This window comes from Accumulibacter sp., from assembly GCF_031732815.1.
In the GTDB taxonomy this organism is placed as follows: Bacteria; Pseudomonadota; Gammaproteobacteria; order Burkholderiales; family Rhodocyclaceae; genus Accumulibacter.
The window spans coordinates 13,031-28,700 of the sequence record NZ_JAVMKF010000128.1 but is presented as its reverse complement, the minus strand read 5'-3'; the positions used below and the strand labels follow the sequence as shown (position 1 = coordinate 28,700).

Annotated in this window: 11 protein-coding genes; 9 read left to right on the top strand and 2 right to left on the bottom strand. The window is 67.1% G+C overall.

Annotation, left to right across the window (positions count from 1 at the left end; all coding sequences use genetic code 11):
- Positions 1-882 (bottom strand): Rpn family recombination-promoting nuclease/putative transposase (locus tag RKP46_RS09215; protein WP_311106376.1); only part of this gene is annotated, 882 nt, incomplete at its 3' end.
- A 179-nt stretch (positions 883-1,061) separates the two neighbouring features.
- Between RKP46_RS09215 and RKP46_RS09210 the strand changes: the two genes are divergently transcribed.
- The 4 genes from RKP46_RS09210 (at position 1,062) to RKP46_RS09195 (ending at position 5,344) form a co-directional block, all read left to right on the top strand.
- Complete coding sequence (locus tag RKP46_RS09210) at positions 1,062-2,030, top strand: acetyl-CoA carboxylase carboxyltransferase subunit alpha (protein ID WP_311106379.1); 969 nt, start codon at positions 1,062-1,064, stop codon at positions 2,028-2,030.
- A gap of 76 nt (positions 2,031-2,106) precedes the next feature.
- A complete protein-coding gene (gene tilS, locus RKP46_RS09205) occupies positions 2,107-3,516 on the top strand; it encodes a tRNA lysidine(34) synthetase TilS (RefSeq protein WP_311106375.1) in 1,410 nt (469 codons plus the stop codon).
- Positions 3,516-4,772: an MFS transporter gene (locus tag RKP46_RS09200; protein ID WP_311106374.1), complete on the top strand. Its 1,257-nt coding sequence runs from the start codon at positions 3,516-3,518 to the stop codon at positions 4,770-4,772. Before tilS ends, RKP46_RS09200 begins: the two co-directional genes overlap by 1 nt.
- A gap of 128 nt (positions 4,773-4,900) precedes the next feature.
- Positions 4,901-5,344, top strand: coding sequence for a universal stress protein (locus tag RKP46_RS09195; RefSeq protein ID WP_311106373.1), 444 nt, complete (start codon positions 4,901-4,903; stop codon positions 5,342-5,344).
- Between the two features lie 49 nt (positions 5,345-5,393).
- On the opposite strand, the gene RKP46_RS09190 is transcribed toward RKP46_RS09195, so the two are convergent.
- A complete protein-coding gene (locus RKP46_RS09190; protein ID WP_311106372.1) occupies positions 5,394-6,308 on the bottom strand; it encodes a DMT family transporter in 915 nt (304 codons plus the stop codon).
- Between the two features lie 321 nt (positions 6,309-6,629).
- On the opposite strand from RKP46_RS09190, the gene RKP46_RS09185 reads away from it, so the two are divergent.
- From RKP46_RS09185 to RKP46_RS09165, 5 genes are all read left to right on the top strand, one after another.
- Entirely contained in the window at positions 6,630-7,094 is a 465-nt protein-coding gene (locus RKP46_RS09185; protein WP_311106371.1) for a rhodanese-like domain-containing protein, read from the top strand.
- Positions 7,095-7,112: 18 nt separating this feature from the next.
- Positions 7,113-8,690 carry a methyl-accepting chemotaxis protein gene (locus RKP46_RS09180; RefSeq protein ID WP_311106370.1) on the top strand — a complete coding sequence of 526 codons (1,578 nt, stop codon included), beginning with the start codon at positions 7,113-7,115 and terminating at the stop codon, positions 8,688-8,690.
- A 240-nt stretch (positions 8,691-8,930) separates the two neighbouring features.
- Positions 8,931-10,658: a BamA/TamA family outer membrane protein gene (locus RKP46_RS09175; protein ID WP_311106369.1), complete on the top strand. Its 1,728-nt coding sequence runs from the start codon at positions 8,931-8,933 to the stop codon at positions 10,656-10,658.
- A gap of 10 nt (positions 10,659-10,668) precedes the next feature.
- The gene (locus tag RKP46_RS09170; RefSeq protein ID WP_311106368.1) at positions 10,669-14,712 is read left to right on the top strand and encodes a translocation/assembly module TamB domain-containing protein; all 4,044 of its coding nucleotides are present in this window, start codon (positions 10,669-10,671) and stop codon (positions 14,710-14,712) included.
- A 536-nt stretch (positions 14,713-15,248) separates the two neighbouring features.
- A complete protein-coding gene (locus RKP46_RS09165) occupies positions 15,249-15,668 on the top strand; it encodes an OsmC family protein (RefSeq protein WP_311106367.1) in 420 nt (139 codons plus the stop codon).
- Positions 15,669-15,670: the final 2 nt, after the last annotated feature.

Sequence of the window (15,670 nt, the reverse complement as noted above, 5' to 3'; positions counted from 1 at the left end):
AATTCCCTGCTGAATTCCCTGCTGAATTCCCTGCTGAATTCCCTGCTGAATTCCCTGCTGAATTCCCCGCTGAATTCCCCGCTGAATTCCCCGCTGAATTCCCCGCTGGGTTGCTTCCTCAAACCAAGATTCGATACGTTCGGCAAGCATGCTGTCGGCCTCCATGAAATCACTCATTGCGTCAATCTCGGTCGCCATTGTCGAGAATGTCGTCGGAGCGCTCTTGCGGTGCAAGAGGCGCTTGATCCAGTTGGTAAACGAGCGCCGTATCGGCTGCTGCTGCGGATCGCGCAGGAGCGCGTCGAGTGCCTGGATGACGCGCCGCAACTCTTCCGGCGAGCGCCCGTGCTCGAGTCGGAAGAGCGCCTCGACCGCGTTGCGTACGCTCGTCGCTGGATGCAGTCGCAGGCGCGCCTCGTCGATCAGATGATAGGCGAAATGCGGCTGGTGGTCGGCCAGGCCGGGCGGCGGCGCGACAAAGAGATCGCGCACATTGGTCGGTGCGCGCCAGACCGGCTGACCGTTGTAGAGAACGACGGGCAGGATGGGCGGCAGCTTGCCATCGCTCAGTTCGCCCCGCCTGACCAGATCCTGCGCCAGCAGACCGGCATAGACCAGCATGCGCAGTGCCATCCAGCGGTCGGCTTCCGACTGAAACTCGAGCACCAGGTAGACCCACAGCCAGCGATCGCGCAGACGCAGGCGCCAGACCATGTCGTCGTGGCGTTCCTTCTCGTTCTCGGCAATGTAGCTCGCGTTCATTCGCTCCAGCGTTGAGAAGTCGGCCTCAGCCAGCCAGTCGCCCGGTACCCAGTCGCACAGCAGGTCGCGCACCATTTCCGGGTGGGAAAAGAGCAGCTTGTAGCCGGTATCGTGCGCCATGCTGAGATTTTACAGTGGATGGCTGGCGGAGTGCCGGCGTCGAGCCAGGTGGACAAGTGCGGCGTTGAATTCATCCGGCTGCGTTGGCCGAAGAGGTGTGGCCGGCGGGCTTCCCGGGTGGTCTTTCGGTTAGAATGACACACTTTCCCATCGCATTCCTGCAGATACGGCCGGGCCTGATGAAGACCACTTTTCTCGACTTCGAACAACCGATTGCCGACCTCGAGAGCAAGATCGAGGCCTTGCGCTTCTCCCAGGACGATTCGGCGGTCGATATCTCGGACGAGATTGCCCGACTCGAAAAGAAGAGCCAGCAACTGACGCGCGAGATCTACAGCAAGCTCTCGGCGTGGCAGGTGTCACAGGTGTCGCGCCATCCGCAGCGGCCTTATACGCTCGATTACCTGCGCCTGATGTTCACCGATTTTGAGGAGCTGCACGGCGATCGCGCATTTTCCGACGACCACGCCATCGTCGGCGGATTGGCACGCTTCGACGGCGAGCCGGTGGTCGTCATTGGCCACCAGAAGGGGCGCGACACCAAGGAGAAGCTTTTCCGGAACTTTGGTATGCCGCGTCCGGAAGGCTATCGCAAGGCGCTGCGCCTGATGCGGTTGGCCGAGAAGTTCGGCCTGCCGGTGCTGACCTTCATCGACACGCCGGGCGCCTACCCCGGCATCGACGCAGAAGAACGCGGCCAGTCGGAAGCCATCGGTCGCAACCTCTACGTGATGGCCGAGCTGCGCGTGCCGATCATCGTCACGGTAATCGGTGAAGGAGGTTCGGGCGGCGCGCTGGCGATCGGCGTCGGCGATCTGGTACAGATGCTGCAGTATTCGACGTACTCGGTCATTTCGCCCGAAGGCTGTGCGTCGATTCTCTGGAAGAGCGCCGAGAAGGCGAGCGACGCGGCGGAAATCATGGGGATCACGGCGACGCGGCTGATGTCGCTTGGTCTGATCGACCGCATCGTAGACGAACCTGACGGCGGTGCGCAGCGCGACCCTGTGGTGATGGCGCAGAACCTGCAAAAGACGCTGCGCGAAGCGCTGCACAAGCTGTGTTCCGTCCCGTCCGACGAACTCGTGCGGCGACGCGTCGACCGCCTGATGACCTACGGGCGAGTCAAGGAACTCGTCTACTGTTGATCGCTCGTCGGCACGCCGTCGGCGCGCGGACAGGTAGCGTCGTGGCCACTTCGCGGGCGCTGCGGGCAGGCGCGCGATGAGCCCGCCGGTTCAGCGTCCGCAGGCTGAAGTGTTGGCGACGCTCACCACTTTTCTGAGCAGCCGCCTCGCTGCCGGTCAACGCCTGTGTGTCGGACTCTCCGGCGGGCGCGATTCGGTCGTTCTGTTGCACGCGCTGGCCGGCTTGCGGGCCGATGCCTTCGCGGGCGGTCGCTGGCGCCTCTCGGCCATGCATGTCGAGCACGGGCTGAGCGAACACGCGGCAGGCTGGGCGGCATTCTGTCACGAGCTCTGTGCGCGGCTTGCCGTGCCGCTTTGCGTCGTGCGCGTCGCCGTCGGGCGCAACGATCGCGCCGGCCTGGAAGCGGCAGCGCGCCGCGCGCGCTACGCTGCTTTCGCCGACTGCCCAGCCGACTGGCTGGCGCTGGCACATCACCGTGACGACCAGGCGGAAACCGTCCTCTTCCGCCTGTTGCGCGGCGCCGGGGTTGCCGGAGCGGCCGGCATGCGCAGCGCGCGGCTTTTGCCCGGCGGGCCGCAACTCATCCGGCCGCTGCTCGACCTGCCGAGACGCGCGCTGGCCAACTACGCGGCGGCCCACTCGCTCACCTGGGTCGAAGACGAGAGCAACGCTGATTGTCGCTTCCGGCGCAACTTCCTGCGCCGCGAAGTGTTGCCGCGGCTGACGGCGGTCTTTCCGGGGGCGGCACCGGCGCTGGCGCGCGCTGCCACGCACTTTGCCGAGGCGCAGGAATTGCTCGACGAAGTGGCCCGCGCCGACCGGCAGCGCGTCGCTGGCATCGGCGGGCGAATCGATCTCGCGCGTTTATGCAGCTTGTCGCCGGCGCGCGCACGCAACCTCTTGCGCTGCGAGCTCGCCGCGGCCGGCTGGCGCAGCCCGGACGCGCGCTGGCTCGCCGAGGCGCAGCGCCAACTGGTTGGCAGCGCTGCCGGCGCGCAGCCCTGCCTGAAGACCGAGGATGGCGAACTGCGTGTGCATCGCGGCCTGCTGTACGTTCTGACCGGCGTCGCGCCGGCGCCGCCAGCGGCGGTGCGCTGGGAAGGCCAAGGGCAGATCGCCTGGGGCGAGCGGCTGATATCCTTCCGATCGGTGGTTGGTGGCGGGCTCAGCCGCCGCCGGCTGAGCGGTTTGCCTGTCTGGCTACGCCTGCGCCAGGGGGGCGAACACCTGCAGCTCGACGCGCGGCGGCCGCGCCGCAGCCTGAGCAAGCTGCTGCAGGAAGCTGGCGTGCCGTCCTGGGAGCGGCGCCGACTGCCCTTGCTCTGGGCCGGCGACGAACTCGTCTGGGTCGGCGGCGGCATTGGTTGCGCTGCCGCTTTTGTCTGCGCTGCCGGCGAAGACGGCCTGGTCATCGGCGAAGAAGCGAGCGCGGCGAGCCCGCCGGCTGCCGACGGAGCCTTGGCCTCTGGACCCGCGCACCGCTGATGCGTTCTCGACCCGCCGCGCCAGAGGCGACTCTTCCAAGCGCCACGCCGCCAACGCGCGATTTCGAGGTCATTTCGCTGATCGGCTTCGTCCACGGCGTCTCGCACTTTTTTCACCTGCTGCTGCCCCCGCTCTTCCCCTGGCTGATGGACGACTTCGGCCTCAGCTTCAGCGCCATCGGCGTGACGATGACGGTCTTCTTCGTCGTCTCGGCGATCGCTCAGGCGCTCGCCGGTTTCCTCGTCGACCGCTACGGCGCGGCGTGCGTGCTCGCTGGCGGCATCGGCTGTTTCGCCATCGCCGCGCTGCTCCTGGTACTGGCCGACGGGCATGCGATGCTGGTTCTGGTCGGCGGTGTCGCCGGTCTGGGCAACAGCGTCTTCCATCCGGCCGACTTCACCGTGCTCAACCGACACGTCTCGTCGCCGCGCCTGCCGCACGCCTTTTCCATCCACGGGCTCTCGGGCAACCTCGGTTGGGCGCTGGCGCCGGTCTTCCTGACCGCGCTCGCCGCAGCTTGCGGCTGGCGCTTGGCGGCGCTCGCCGCCGCGAGCCTCGCGCTGCTCGCGCTCGGCCTGCTCTTCTGGCGCCGCCGGACGCTCGCCGATCCGCCGGGCTGGGCGGCTGGAGCGACTGCCGGGCCGGCTGCCGGGGAGCCGGCGGGGTCGAGCTTTGCCTTCCTGCGCTCGTCTGCCGTCTGGCTCTGCTTCCTCTTTTTCGTGCTTATTACGACCGCTTTCGGCGCGCTCCAGAACTTCGTCACGCCGATCCTGCAGAACCTGCATGGGCTGTCGCTGGCGGCCGCTGCGACGGCGCTCTCCGCCTACCTGGCCGGCGGCGCTGGCGGTATTCTCGCTGGCGGTTTCCTCGCCCGGAAAGGTGAGCACGAGAAGCTGATCGCCGTAGCGCTGCTGCTTGCTGCGCTGCTCGCGCTGCTCGTCGCCGGCGTACCGCTCGCCGCGCTGGCGGTCCTCCCGTTGATGGCCGCAATCGGCTTCTGCACCGGAATCGCCGGACCCTCGCGCGATCTTCTCGTGCGCCGCGCGGCGACCTCGCGCTTCGGACAGGCGGCCTACGGTCGCGTTTATGGCTTCGTCTATTCGGGTCTGGACAGCGGCTTGGCGCTGGCGCCGCTGGTTTTTGGCGGATTGATGGATGGCCGGCGCTTTGCCACCGTCCTGGTCGGCGTCGCCGTGCTGCAGGGACTGGCCGTGCTCGCCGCACTGGGCGTTGGGGCAACGACGCGCGCGTCTTGACAGTCCTGCCGGCGAACGCTTTACTGAATACTGGCTGGCACCCGCGAGCGCTTCACCGGTGTGTGACCAGTCGCTATCCGTCGGCTTGCCTGCCGCGCCTTGTTTGATCGTTATCCGGAGTATTCACCATGTTCAAGAACATCCTCGTGCCGACCGACGGCTCGGAACTCTCGCAGGACACCGCGCGGCGCGCCATCTCGTTTGCCAAGGAGGCGGGTGCCCGGATCACCGCCTTCTATGCCAAGCCCGAGTATCCGGTGAGCTATTTCGGCGAAGGCGCGCTGATCGACCCGACGACGCCGGAAAAATTCGCCGAACTGGCCGAGCAACAGGCGCAACAGGTGCTCGACTTCGTCGTCGAACTCGGGCGAGCCGCCGGCGTTCAGGTCGACCGCATGGCGTTGACCAGCGACCTGCCGTATCAGGCGATCATCGATGCGGCGAACGAAGCGGGGTGCGACCTCATTTTCATGGCTTCGCACGGTCGGCGCGGATTCAGCGCGCTGCTCCTCGGCAGCGAGACGAACAAGGTGCTGACGCACTCGAAGATTCCGGTGCTCGTCTATCGCTGAGCGGCTGGCCGCTGGCTGGTGTTGCCGTTCGCTCGTCCGGGCGATTTCGTCAGCCGTCGCGGCGCGCTGCGCGCTGGCGCGGAGCGGGCAGATTGACCAGGACGATGCCGGAAGTCACGCAGGCAACGGCGACGATGAAACTCGGCGTCAAGCGCTCGTTCAGCAGCAGAACGCCGAAGGCAACGCCGAAGAGCGGCGTCAGGAAGGAAAAGACCGACAGCCGGGTGGTCAGGTAGCGTGTCAGCAGCCAGAACCAGGCGAGGTAACTGGCGAAGGCGACGATCACCCCCTGATAGGCGAGGGCAAGGACAACCGGCAGGTTGAGCTGGCTGACGCCGCTCTCGCCGATCAGCGGGGAGAGCGGCAGGAGCAAGGCTGCCGAGACGGCGAGTTGATAGAACAGAACTTTGCTCGCGCTGATGGCGGCCAGGCGGGTCGCCCGGATGAGCACCGTGGTCGCGGCCCAGCCAATCGCCGCGAGCAGTCCGAGCAGGTCGCCGACCCAGGCGTCGGACGCTGCGCCGCTGTCGCCGGCAAAACCAAAGACGATGCCGATGAAGGCGAGCAGCACGCCGGCCAGTTGTCGCCGCCTGATCTGCTCGCCGGCGACGAAGCAATGCAGGCCGAGCACGGTGAAGCACGGCGCCGTATACAGGGCGACGATCAGGCGCGACGCTGTGGTATACGACAATCCGAGATAGATGAAGACGAACTCCAGCCCGAACAGAAAACCTGCCAGCAGGCCGGGGCGCAGCGTGCCGTCGGCCTGGGTCAGCGCGATTCCGCGCCAGCGTGCCCAGACGACGAGCAACAGCACGGCGATTGCCGAACGCAGCCCGGACTGGAGAACCGGGCTGATTCCTTGGCTGGCGACCTTGATCGTCACTTGCTGGAAGCCCCAGGTCGCGCAGAGCACGATCATCAGGACAAAAGCGGCGATACCGGGCGGCGTACGTTCGTGCATGCGGGGCGTCGATGGCGGCGCTGGCGCCGCCGGTGGTTTGACGATGCGCCAGCCGGCTCGCTCCGGCGGCGCGCAATTGCCGATTATGCCCAAGCCGGCCACGCGGCGACAGGAAAATCGCTACGGTCGCTTTCCGCGCCGACACACGGCGACCGCCGCAGTCCTTGCCGCGGCCGCTCGCCGTCTCGGCACAAGGTAGGAAAATCCATCTCCGAGCGGCAAGATTGGCGCTGCCTGCCCTAAAGTCACCCGGGATTCGGCCGTAGTGCTCTGCAACGGCGCTCTGCCGTTCGTTCGTTGATCACCTTTGGGAGAACACACATGGGTCTAACAAGAGCAGTCCTCGTTTCGACCATTGCCAGCGTCTGCCTGACCGCCTCTGCATTGGCGGCCGACGACAAACCCGATACGCCAAGCAGTATCCGTGGTGGAAAAGTGGTGAGCGTCGATGAAGCCAAGGGCTTGCTCGACAAAAAGGCCGCCTCCTTCTTTGACACACGCAACGCGCTGAATTTCGGCAAAGGCCACGTTCCCGGCGCGACGATCGTTTCCTACAAGGAGAAGAGCGATTTCAGCCCCAACTTTGACGCAAGCCAGGACTCGTTCGAGCTTGCCAAGCTGCCGGGCGAGAAGAGCGCCCAGATCGTCTTCTACAGCGACGGGCCAAAAGGCTGGAAGTCGTACAAGGCGGCCACTCTGGCGATCAATGCCGGGTACAAGAATGTCTCCTGGATGCGCGAGGGTTTTGCCGGGTGGACAGCGCGAAATCTTCCGGTCGCCCAGTAGCCACCGGAGACCGTCCCGGTGCGCCTGCGCAGTCCATCGATCGGCAGTCGGCTGATGCTCGCCGGTTGCCTCTCTTTGGCAATCGTCGTCTTTCTGCTCGTTGCCGGCATCTATGGATACCGCATGCTCGAACGGGAAGCAGCGATCGAGGCTTCGTCTGCGCAACAGTTCATCAATTTGCAGCTCAGTCTGCGCGGCCTCGATGAAGTAATCCTGACGCAGGGTACACCGGCAGCCAAGGACTTGGCACGCAAGAGCGTGCAAGCCTTCAATGAAGTCTGGCCAGGACTGATCGCCGCCAGCGCTGGAACTCCGCTGCAAGCCGCACTGGAAAGCCAGATTGCGCCCAAGTGGCAAGCCTTCAGCAGCACTGTCGATGCGTTCCTGCAAATCAGGTCGCCGGGACCAGACAACGACGAAGCGATGGTCGCCTTTGGTCGCCTGATCAGTTCGGGCAACTCCCTCAGTCAGGAGATTGCCCAGTTGCGCGCACGCTCGGCGGCCGAAGCAGCCGTCCGCGTCGAACGGCTGGTCGCGGTCGTGAGTGCGACCAGCGTTGTGCTGACGGTCGCCCTTTTGGTGCTTTTCGTCGCCACCTATCGGCGAATCATGGCGCCCATGCGCCGCTTGCAGTCGGCCATCGTTTCGGTCGATCAGGAACACGACCTGACACGTCGCGTGGAGTGGCCGCATCAGGACGAACTCGGGCGGGTCACCGGTGCGTTCAACGCCTTGATCAACGGGCTGCAGCAGATCGTTTGTCGTGTTCTGGAAAGTATGGCGGGTCTGCGCGTCGCGGCGACCAACATGGTTCGCGTCGCCGAGCTGGTCCGGGAAGGCTCGGCGCGCCAGCAAATGTCTTCGCACGAAGCCGTGGCGGTGGTCGAGACCTTGCACGTGACCATTGCCGATCTGAACAGGCGTGCGCAGCAAGCCGGGCAACTGACGGAAACCTCAACCACGGCGGCGATTGAATGCAGTGCCGTCGTCGCCCAGGTCGTGCAAGCGGTTGAGGCCACCAGCGACAGCGTTGGCGCGCTCGCCGCACAACTTGGCAGTCTGCAACAGCGCTCCAGCGAGGTGGATGCCATCGTTCAGGTCATTCGGGAAATTGCCCGTCAGACCAACCTGCTGGCGCTGAACGCTGCGATCGAGGCCGCGCGCGCCGGCGAACTGGGGCGCGGCTTTGCCGTGGTGGCGGACGAAGTGCGCAAATTGGCCGACAAGACCGACACCGCGACGGCAGGGATCGGTGACATCCTCAGCACGGTCCGCCACGAGATTGGACAGTCCGTCGGCGGAATCGACGAATGCCAGCGAAGAACGGGTGAGATCGCCGGCCTGTCGGCGCACGCTGGAAAGGCGATGGAACAGGTGCGCCTGGCCGGCGGACAGGTCAGGCAAGTGGTGGCAGAGATCGTCGAGGCGGCGACCTCGCAGCACCAAGCGGCTACCGCCATCGTCCACCATGTGGAAGCGATTGCCACCTTGGCGCAAGGCAACCTTGAACAAGTGCGGGCAACCAGCGACGCTGCTGAAGACCTGGAACGGATGGCAACCGATCTGAAGCAGACGGTGGCCGACTTCAAGACCTGATCGATCCTCGCCAGCGTTTTGGCGAGCTCTTCCGCGATCTGGCCGATGAACAGCGGGGGGCGTTGGCGCTGGCCGTCGGGTGCCGGGCGAAGCGCGTTTTTGCTCTGCTGCTTGTCGTCACCGCTGTGTGGTTTCCGCCGGCGTGGACTGAACATGGCTGCGCCGACGCTTTGCGGTAGTATGCTGACGGACGCCGCACCGGTGCGACCCGGCGCGTGTCGACCACCTGCCGATTCCACCATGTCCTCCTCTTCCGCACTCGCCGTGCTCGCCTTCGCCGGGCTGCTGTCTGCCTTGCCGGCTTTCGCCGAGGTGCCAAGGCTGGTCGCGCCGGAGGAGGTGCGTGCCTTGCTGACGAGCTTTCTCGAGCGGCCCGAGCTCGGCGATGCGACGGAAGAGGCGGCGTTTGCTCGTCGGGCGCAGCGCGAGGCGGCAAGTCTGCTGGCGACCGAGGGTTACTTCTCGCCGCGCGTCGAGTTGCGCCGTGACGGCGGCGAACTGGTGCTGCTTGTCGATCCGGGCGAGCGCTCGCTGATCGGCGAGGTGCACATCGAGCTGCTCGGCGAGTTGAGCGAAGCAAGGCGCACGTCGCTCATCGCCGGGTGGCGACTGAAACCGACGCAAGCGTTTCGCCAGAGCGAATGGGATGAGGCCAAGCACGCGCTGCTTTCCGACCTGCTGGCGGTCGAGCACGCCGGCGCGCGCTTGCGCGAGACGCGTGCCGAGGTCGATCCGGCGGCACGCCGGGTCGACCTCTACGTCGTGGCCGAGGCGGGGCCGCGCTATCGTTTCGGCGAACTGAAGATCAGCGGTTTGCAGCGCTATCCGGCGACGCTCGTCGCGCGCTTCAACGACAGCGTCAAGCTGGGCGAAAATTACCGCGAGGACCGCCTGCTGGCCTTGCAGAATGCTCTGCAGAGCACGCCCTATTTCTCGTCGGCGAGTGTCACGCTGGAGCGCGCCGACGACGCGGCGGATGCGCCACCGGTGGCCAGCGACGCCGTGCTGACCGCGCCGGTTCTCGTCCGCCTGCGCGAGCGGTCGCCTTACCAGGTCTCGCTCGGCGGCGGCTACAGCACGAATACCGGCTTGCGCATGGAGGCGACGTATCGCAACAGCGACGTCTTCTCGCGCGCTTGGGAGTTGCAGAGCGGGCTACGCGTCGAGCAGTTGCGTCAGACGGCGTATGCCGACCTCTTCTTCCCGCCCGATGAGCGGCGGCGGCGCGACGGCCTTGGTACGTCGTTCGAGGAGTCGGATATCGCCGGGCTGGCGATTCGTCGTTTCGCCGTCGGCGCGATGCGCGTGCAACAGCGCGGCAGCGTCGAACAGCGGCTGAGCGTCAATTGGCAGGAGGAGAAACGCTTGCCGGACGGCGCGCCGGAGAGCGCCAGCCGGGCGCTGACCGCGCTACTCGCGTGGACCTGGCGCCGCGCGATCGATCCGCTCGACCCGGCCGAGGGTGTTTCGCTGCAGGTGCAGCTTGGTGGCGGCAGCCGGCGCCTTCTCTCCGATCAGGATTTTCTGCGCACTTATCTGCGCTACAGCCAGGGGATTCCGCTGAGTGCGCGCGACGCGCTGCTCTTGCGCGGAGAAGTGGGCGCGACGCTGGCGCCTTCGCGCGTCGGGATTCCGCAGGATTTCCTCTTTCGCGCCGGCGGCAGCAACTCGGTGCGCGGCTATGCCTACCAGAGCCTCGGCGTGCGCGAGGGGACGGCGACGGTGGGTGGACGCTATCTGCTGACGATGAGCCTCGAGTACTTGCATTGGCTGAGTGCGAACTGGGGTGCCGCGCTCTTCTTCGACGCCGGTGATGCCTTCGACGAGCGTCGGGCGCGCCAACTGGCCGCCGGTTACGGCGTTGGCGCGCGCTGGCGCAGCCCGGCCGGACCGCTCGGCATCGATCTCGCCTGGGGCCAGCGCGTCGGGAAGCTGCGCCTCGACTTTTCGTTGGCGATTCCCTTCTGAGGCGGCAAAGATGAAGTCGAAAACGGCCGCTGGAGGCGCGGTGAGCGACGAGCAGGGCGACCAGATGAGGGAAGCGACGTGCCGCCCGAGGTGCGGGCGCCGTGCGCGCTGCTGGCTGCTCGCGGCGTGTCTTCTCGGCCTGCTCGTCGGCGCCGTCTGGGCGTGGACAAGCGAGGCTGGGTGGCGTGCAACCTGCCGCATGCTGACCTTGGTTGCCGGCAGGCAACTGACCGTCAGTGGAGCAAGCGGCACGTTGGCCAGCGCGCCGGCCGTCGCTATGCTGCACTGGCGCAGCGCTACGCTCGACGTGCAGCTCGAGCAACTGCAGGTGGTGTGGCGCCCGGCTGAGCTACTGCGCGGGCGGTTGGTGATTGAGCGGCTGGCTGCGGCGCGCCTGCGCGTGGCAACGCTGGCGAGCGGCGAAACGCTGCCGCCGCGGACGCTGCGCCTGCCGCTGGCCGTCGTCGTCGATGAAATCGACCTCGGCCGTATCGAGGTCGGCGAATACGCGCATCCGGACGGCAAGGCACTGCCCGTTGCGGAAAGCCTGAAGGCGCACTGGCAAAGCGACGCAGAGCAACACCGCGTCACCGACCTGCGCGCTGTGGTGTGGGGTCTGGCGGTCGACGGCGAACTCAGCGTGGGCGTCGAGCCGCCATTTGCCATTCTTGCCAAGGCAGCGGTCGCGGGCGAGAGCGGTGGGCGCGCGCTCGCCTTCGATCTTTCCGCCGACGGGCCGCTCGCCGATGTCGCAGTGCACGGCAGTGCGCGAACACTCGCCGGGCGGGCGGGCGAGGATTTTTCCGGCGAGTTGCAGGCGCATCTGACGCCGTTCGCGCCTGGCCTCTATCGCGCTGCGCTCGTCCGTCTGGCGGGCGTCGATCCCGCTGCATGGGTCGACGGCGCTCCGCGCGCGGCGCTTGCCGTGCAACTTGACTTGCAGCCGCCGGGCGACTCGCCGGGCGAACTGACCGGGCGCCTGGTGCTGGTCAATCGTCTGGCGGGCGGACTTGACCGTCAGCGCCTGCCGCTCGAATCGCTACGCAGCGACCTGCGCTTGAGTGGCGGCGAGTTGAGTCTGTCGGCGCTCGACGCCGAACTGGTCGGCGGCGGGCGCCTGCAAGGCAGCGGGCGCTGGCACGCGGATGAACTGGCGCTGAGTCTGGGCGCTGCCCGCCTCGACGCGGTAGCGCTGCACGGCGCGCTGCGTCGCACGCAGCTTGCCGGAGCGCTGCACGCGACCTTGGCGCTGCACCGACAAACGCTTGCGCTCGACCTGCACGACGCGCGTTTCGCCGTCGCCGCGCGCATCGTCGCCGATCCGGCGGCAGTGCGCGTCGAGGGCTTGCGCCTGTCGTCCGGCAAGGCCGAGCTGCGTGCCGACGGGCGCTTGGCCTTGCACGGCGAGCGCGGATTTGTCGCGCGCGGCAGCCTGCGCGACTTCGATCCAAGCCGTTTCGCCCACTTGCCCGCGGCGCGCCTGAATGCGACGTTTGCCGCCGAGGGGCGCGGTGCGGCGCCGCTCGCGCTGAAGCTCGCCTTTGCCCTGCGTGACAGCCGCCTTGCCGGGCAGACGCTGGCCGGCAACGGCATACTCGAACTTGCCGGGCAGCGCTTGTCGCAGGTGGCCATCGAGTTGAGCGCAGCGGGCAACCGGCTTGCCGCGTCCGGTGCCTTTGGCGCACCGGGCGATCGCCTGAATGTCGTTGTCGCTGCACCGAAGCTTGATCCGCTGGGCATCGGCGGCGACCTGAACGGGCGCCTGCTGCTCGGCGGGACGCTCGCCGCGCCGACGCTGAGCGGCGAGTTTCAGGCGCTGCGCCTGGCCCTGCCGGCGATCGGCGAGTTGCGCGGGCTGCAGGCGCAGGCAACTCTGGGCGAGGGTGCGCAAGGCGTCTTCGCTGGCCAGGTGCGCTTGGCCGGGTACGCGCGGGCAGGCGGTGAGGGCGTGCTCAGCGGGCTCAGTCTCGAAGTCGAAGGCTTGCGCAGCGCACACCGCCTGCACGCGCAGGCCGCTCTGGCGGGAGCGCGCGAGCTGCGTCTGCAGCTCGCCGGCGCGCTCGGCGAGCAGGTGGGCGGGCTGGTCTGGAGCGGCACGCTCGACCACTTGACGGTCGCGTCGCTGGTCGAGCCAACGACACCGTTCCTTCGCCTCGTAGCGCCGCTGCCCTGGCGCTTCGCCGGCGGCGGGCTGGTGCTGGGTGTCGGCGAACTGGCGGGGGCAGGGGGCTGGTCGGCGCGCCTCGAATCGCTGCGCTTGACGTCGGCTGGCTGGCAGAGCGCTGGCAGCGTGCGCGGCCTGCCGCTGGCGCGCACGCTCGCCGAGTTCTCGCCGGGCCTGGCGGCGACGTTCGCCAGCCCGGCAGGCGACGGAGCGCCCTTGCGTCTGGGTGGGGAATGGGATCTCGGCCAGCCCGGCTCGCGCGGCGGGACGCGTCTGCCGGCCGGCCGGGTGCGCCTGGCGCGCGAAAGTGGCGATCTGGTCGTTGGCGCTTTGCCGCTTGGCCTGCAGGAGGCCCGGCTCGATCTGGGCAGCAGCGACGCACGACGTTTCGCCGAGCTCAGGCTGCGTGGCGCGCGGCTTGGCGAGCTGACGGCGCAGATCAGTGCCGCTGCGTCGGCGCGCGCGCTGCTTGATCGACTGGCGCCGTGGCGTGGCGAACTCCGGCTGAACGCACCCGATCTCGCCTGGCTCGGACCCTTGCTTGGTCACGGCTGGCAGGTCGGCGGCCGGCTGGCGGGCGATGCCCGTCTCGGCGGTACGCCGGCGCAGCCCAGTCTGGTTGGCGAGTTGCGCGGTGAGGAACTGGCGCTGCGCGCGCTCGATCAGGGAATGCGCCTGGAGCGTGGCCGGCTGCAGGCGCGTCTGGCTGGGGGCGAGGCGCCCGGCGACTGGCGTCTGCAGCTCGATCAACTCAGTTTTGAGAGCGAGCTGCAGGCGATGCCGCGTGCCTTGCAGGTGGCCACGGAAATGTCTCCCGGCGAGCTGACCGGCAAGCCAGGGCGCTTCTCGGCGAGTGGCGAACTGCGCCTCGGGCAGGCCGACGCGGTGCTAAAGTTGCGCGCCGAGCGTCTGGGCGTGTGGCAACGGCCCGACCAGTGGCTGCTCGTCTCGGGTAACGCAGAGCTGGCGCTGGCTGCCGGCACGCTGGCCGTGGTCGGCCAGCTCGCGGTCGACGCGGCGTACTGGCAACTCGCCGGGCTGAGCAGGCCGAGGCTGTCGGACGACGTCTTGGTCAGGCAGGGCGGCGCTCAGGCGCCGTCCTCAGGTGCGCCGCGCCTGCTCAGCGTCGATCTGCAGACCGATCTCGGCCGCCACTTCCATTTTCGCGGCGCGGGTGTCGAGAGCCGCCTGGCCGGTGCTGTGCGGCTGCGCGCACAGGGCGGCGAGCCGCTGCGCGCCAGCGGGTCGATCCGCACGCGCGACGGGCGCTTCGATGCCTATGGCCAGAAGCTGGAGATCGAGCGCGGCATCGTCAGTTTCCAGGGGCTGATCGACAATCCCGGGCTGAACATCCGCGCCGTGCGGGCGAATCTGCCGGTCGAAGCCGGCGTCGAGGTGAGCGGCACTGCCCGCCGGCCGATCGTTCGCCTGATTTCCGATCCGCCAGTGCCGGATGCGGAAAAGCTGTCGTGGCTGGTCCTCGGACACGCGCCGGATCAGGAGGGTGGGCAGGATTCGGCGCTGCTCTTCGCGGCTGGGCAGGCGATTCTCGGCGGGCAGGATGGCGGGCCGGTGAAGGCCTTGCAACGCAGCCTGGGCATCGACGACTTCGGCATCAGCACAGGAACGCTTGATGGTTCGGGCCGCCGGCTGAGCAGCCGTATCGCCAGCTCGAGCGGCTTCGGCAGCGCGAGCACGGCGACTGGGCAGATCGTCAGCGTCGGCAAGCGCCTGTCGGCGAATCTGCTGCTCAGCTACGAGCAGGCGCTCAATGCAACCGGCAGCATCGTCAAGCTGACGGCCAATCTGGGCCGCAATCTGTCGGTGGTCGGCCGTGCCGGGTCCGACAACGCGCTTGATATTTTCTGGACCTACCGCTTTGGCCGCTAGGACACGCCGAGGCGAGTGCTGGGCAGGTCGGCGGGCGCCCTCGCGCAGTCGGCAAGCAGGGCAAAAAAAAGCGCGGTTCGTGCGAACCGCGCTAAATCCACACCAAAGGAAGAGGGTGGAGGAGACATTCGGAGAAGAGCTGCACTGCTGCCGTCGGCCACTGCATGCTTGGCACGGGCTTGCCGCGTCGCTGCCGATGACTGAATTATGGCTGATCGAGAACCTTGCGTCAAGCTTTTTTGCTGCATTGCGCAATTCCGGGTCCGCCGGCATCGCCAGACCCCTTGCTCCTGGACAAAATCGATTAATATGCGGATGCTTGCCGATGCAATAGGACATGCATTACATAATAAGTAATGTTCTGGCGGGGACGATGAAGACGTCATTTTGACCGTGATAGTGCACCGCACCATCGGCAGCGTGGCCTGCTGCCAGGTGCTTCCGGTTACAATGCGAAAGAGCACTGGTAGGGCGTTGGGCGTGAACGGCGGCCGCCGGGCACGGGGTCAAGCTTGTCGTGGGTGGAGGTCTGTGGCGTGGAATGCAAGGTGAAGTGGATCAATGACGGAATGTCGTTCGTCGCCGAGACGGGCACGAACCATGCACTGGTGATGGATGGCGCGCCGGAAGCAGGCGGGCGCAATCTGGCGCCGCGTCCGATGGAGCTCCTCCTGGCGGGAACCGGCGGTTGCGCGGCCTTCGATGTCGTGCTCATTCTGAAAAAGGGGCGGCAGGCGATCAGCGGTTGCGAAGTCAGCCTGCAGGCGCAGCGCGCGGAAAGCGAACCGCAGGTGTTTACCCACATCCACTTTCACTTCCGGGTCACCGGCAAGCAGCTCAAGCCGGAAGCGGTCGAGCGGGCAATCCAGTTGTCGAAGGAAAAGTACTGCTCGGCGTCGATCATGCTCGGCAAGACGGCCGAGATCACCTACGACTACGCCATCGTCGAGGCCTGAGG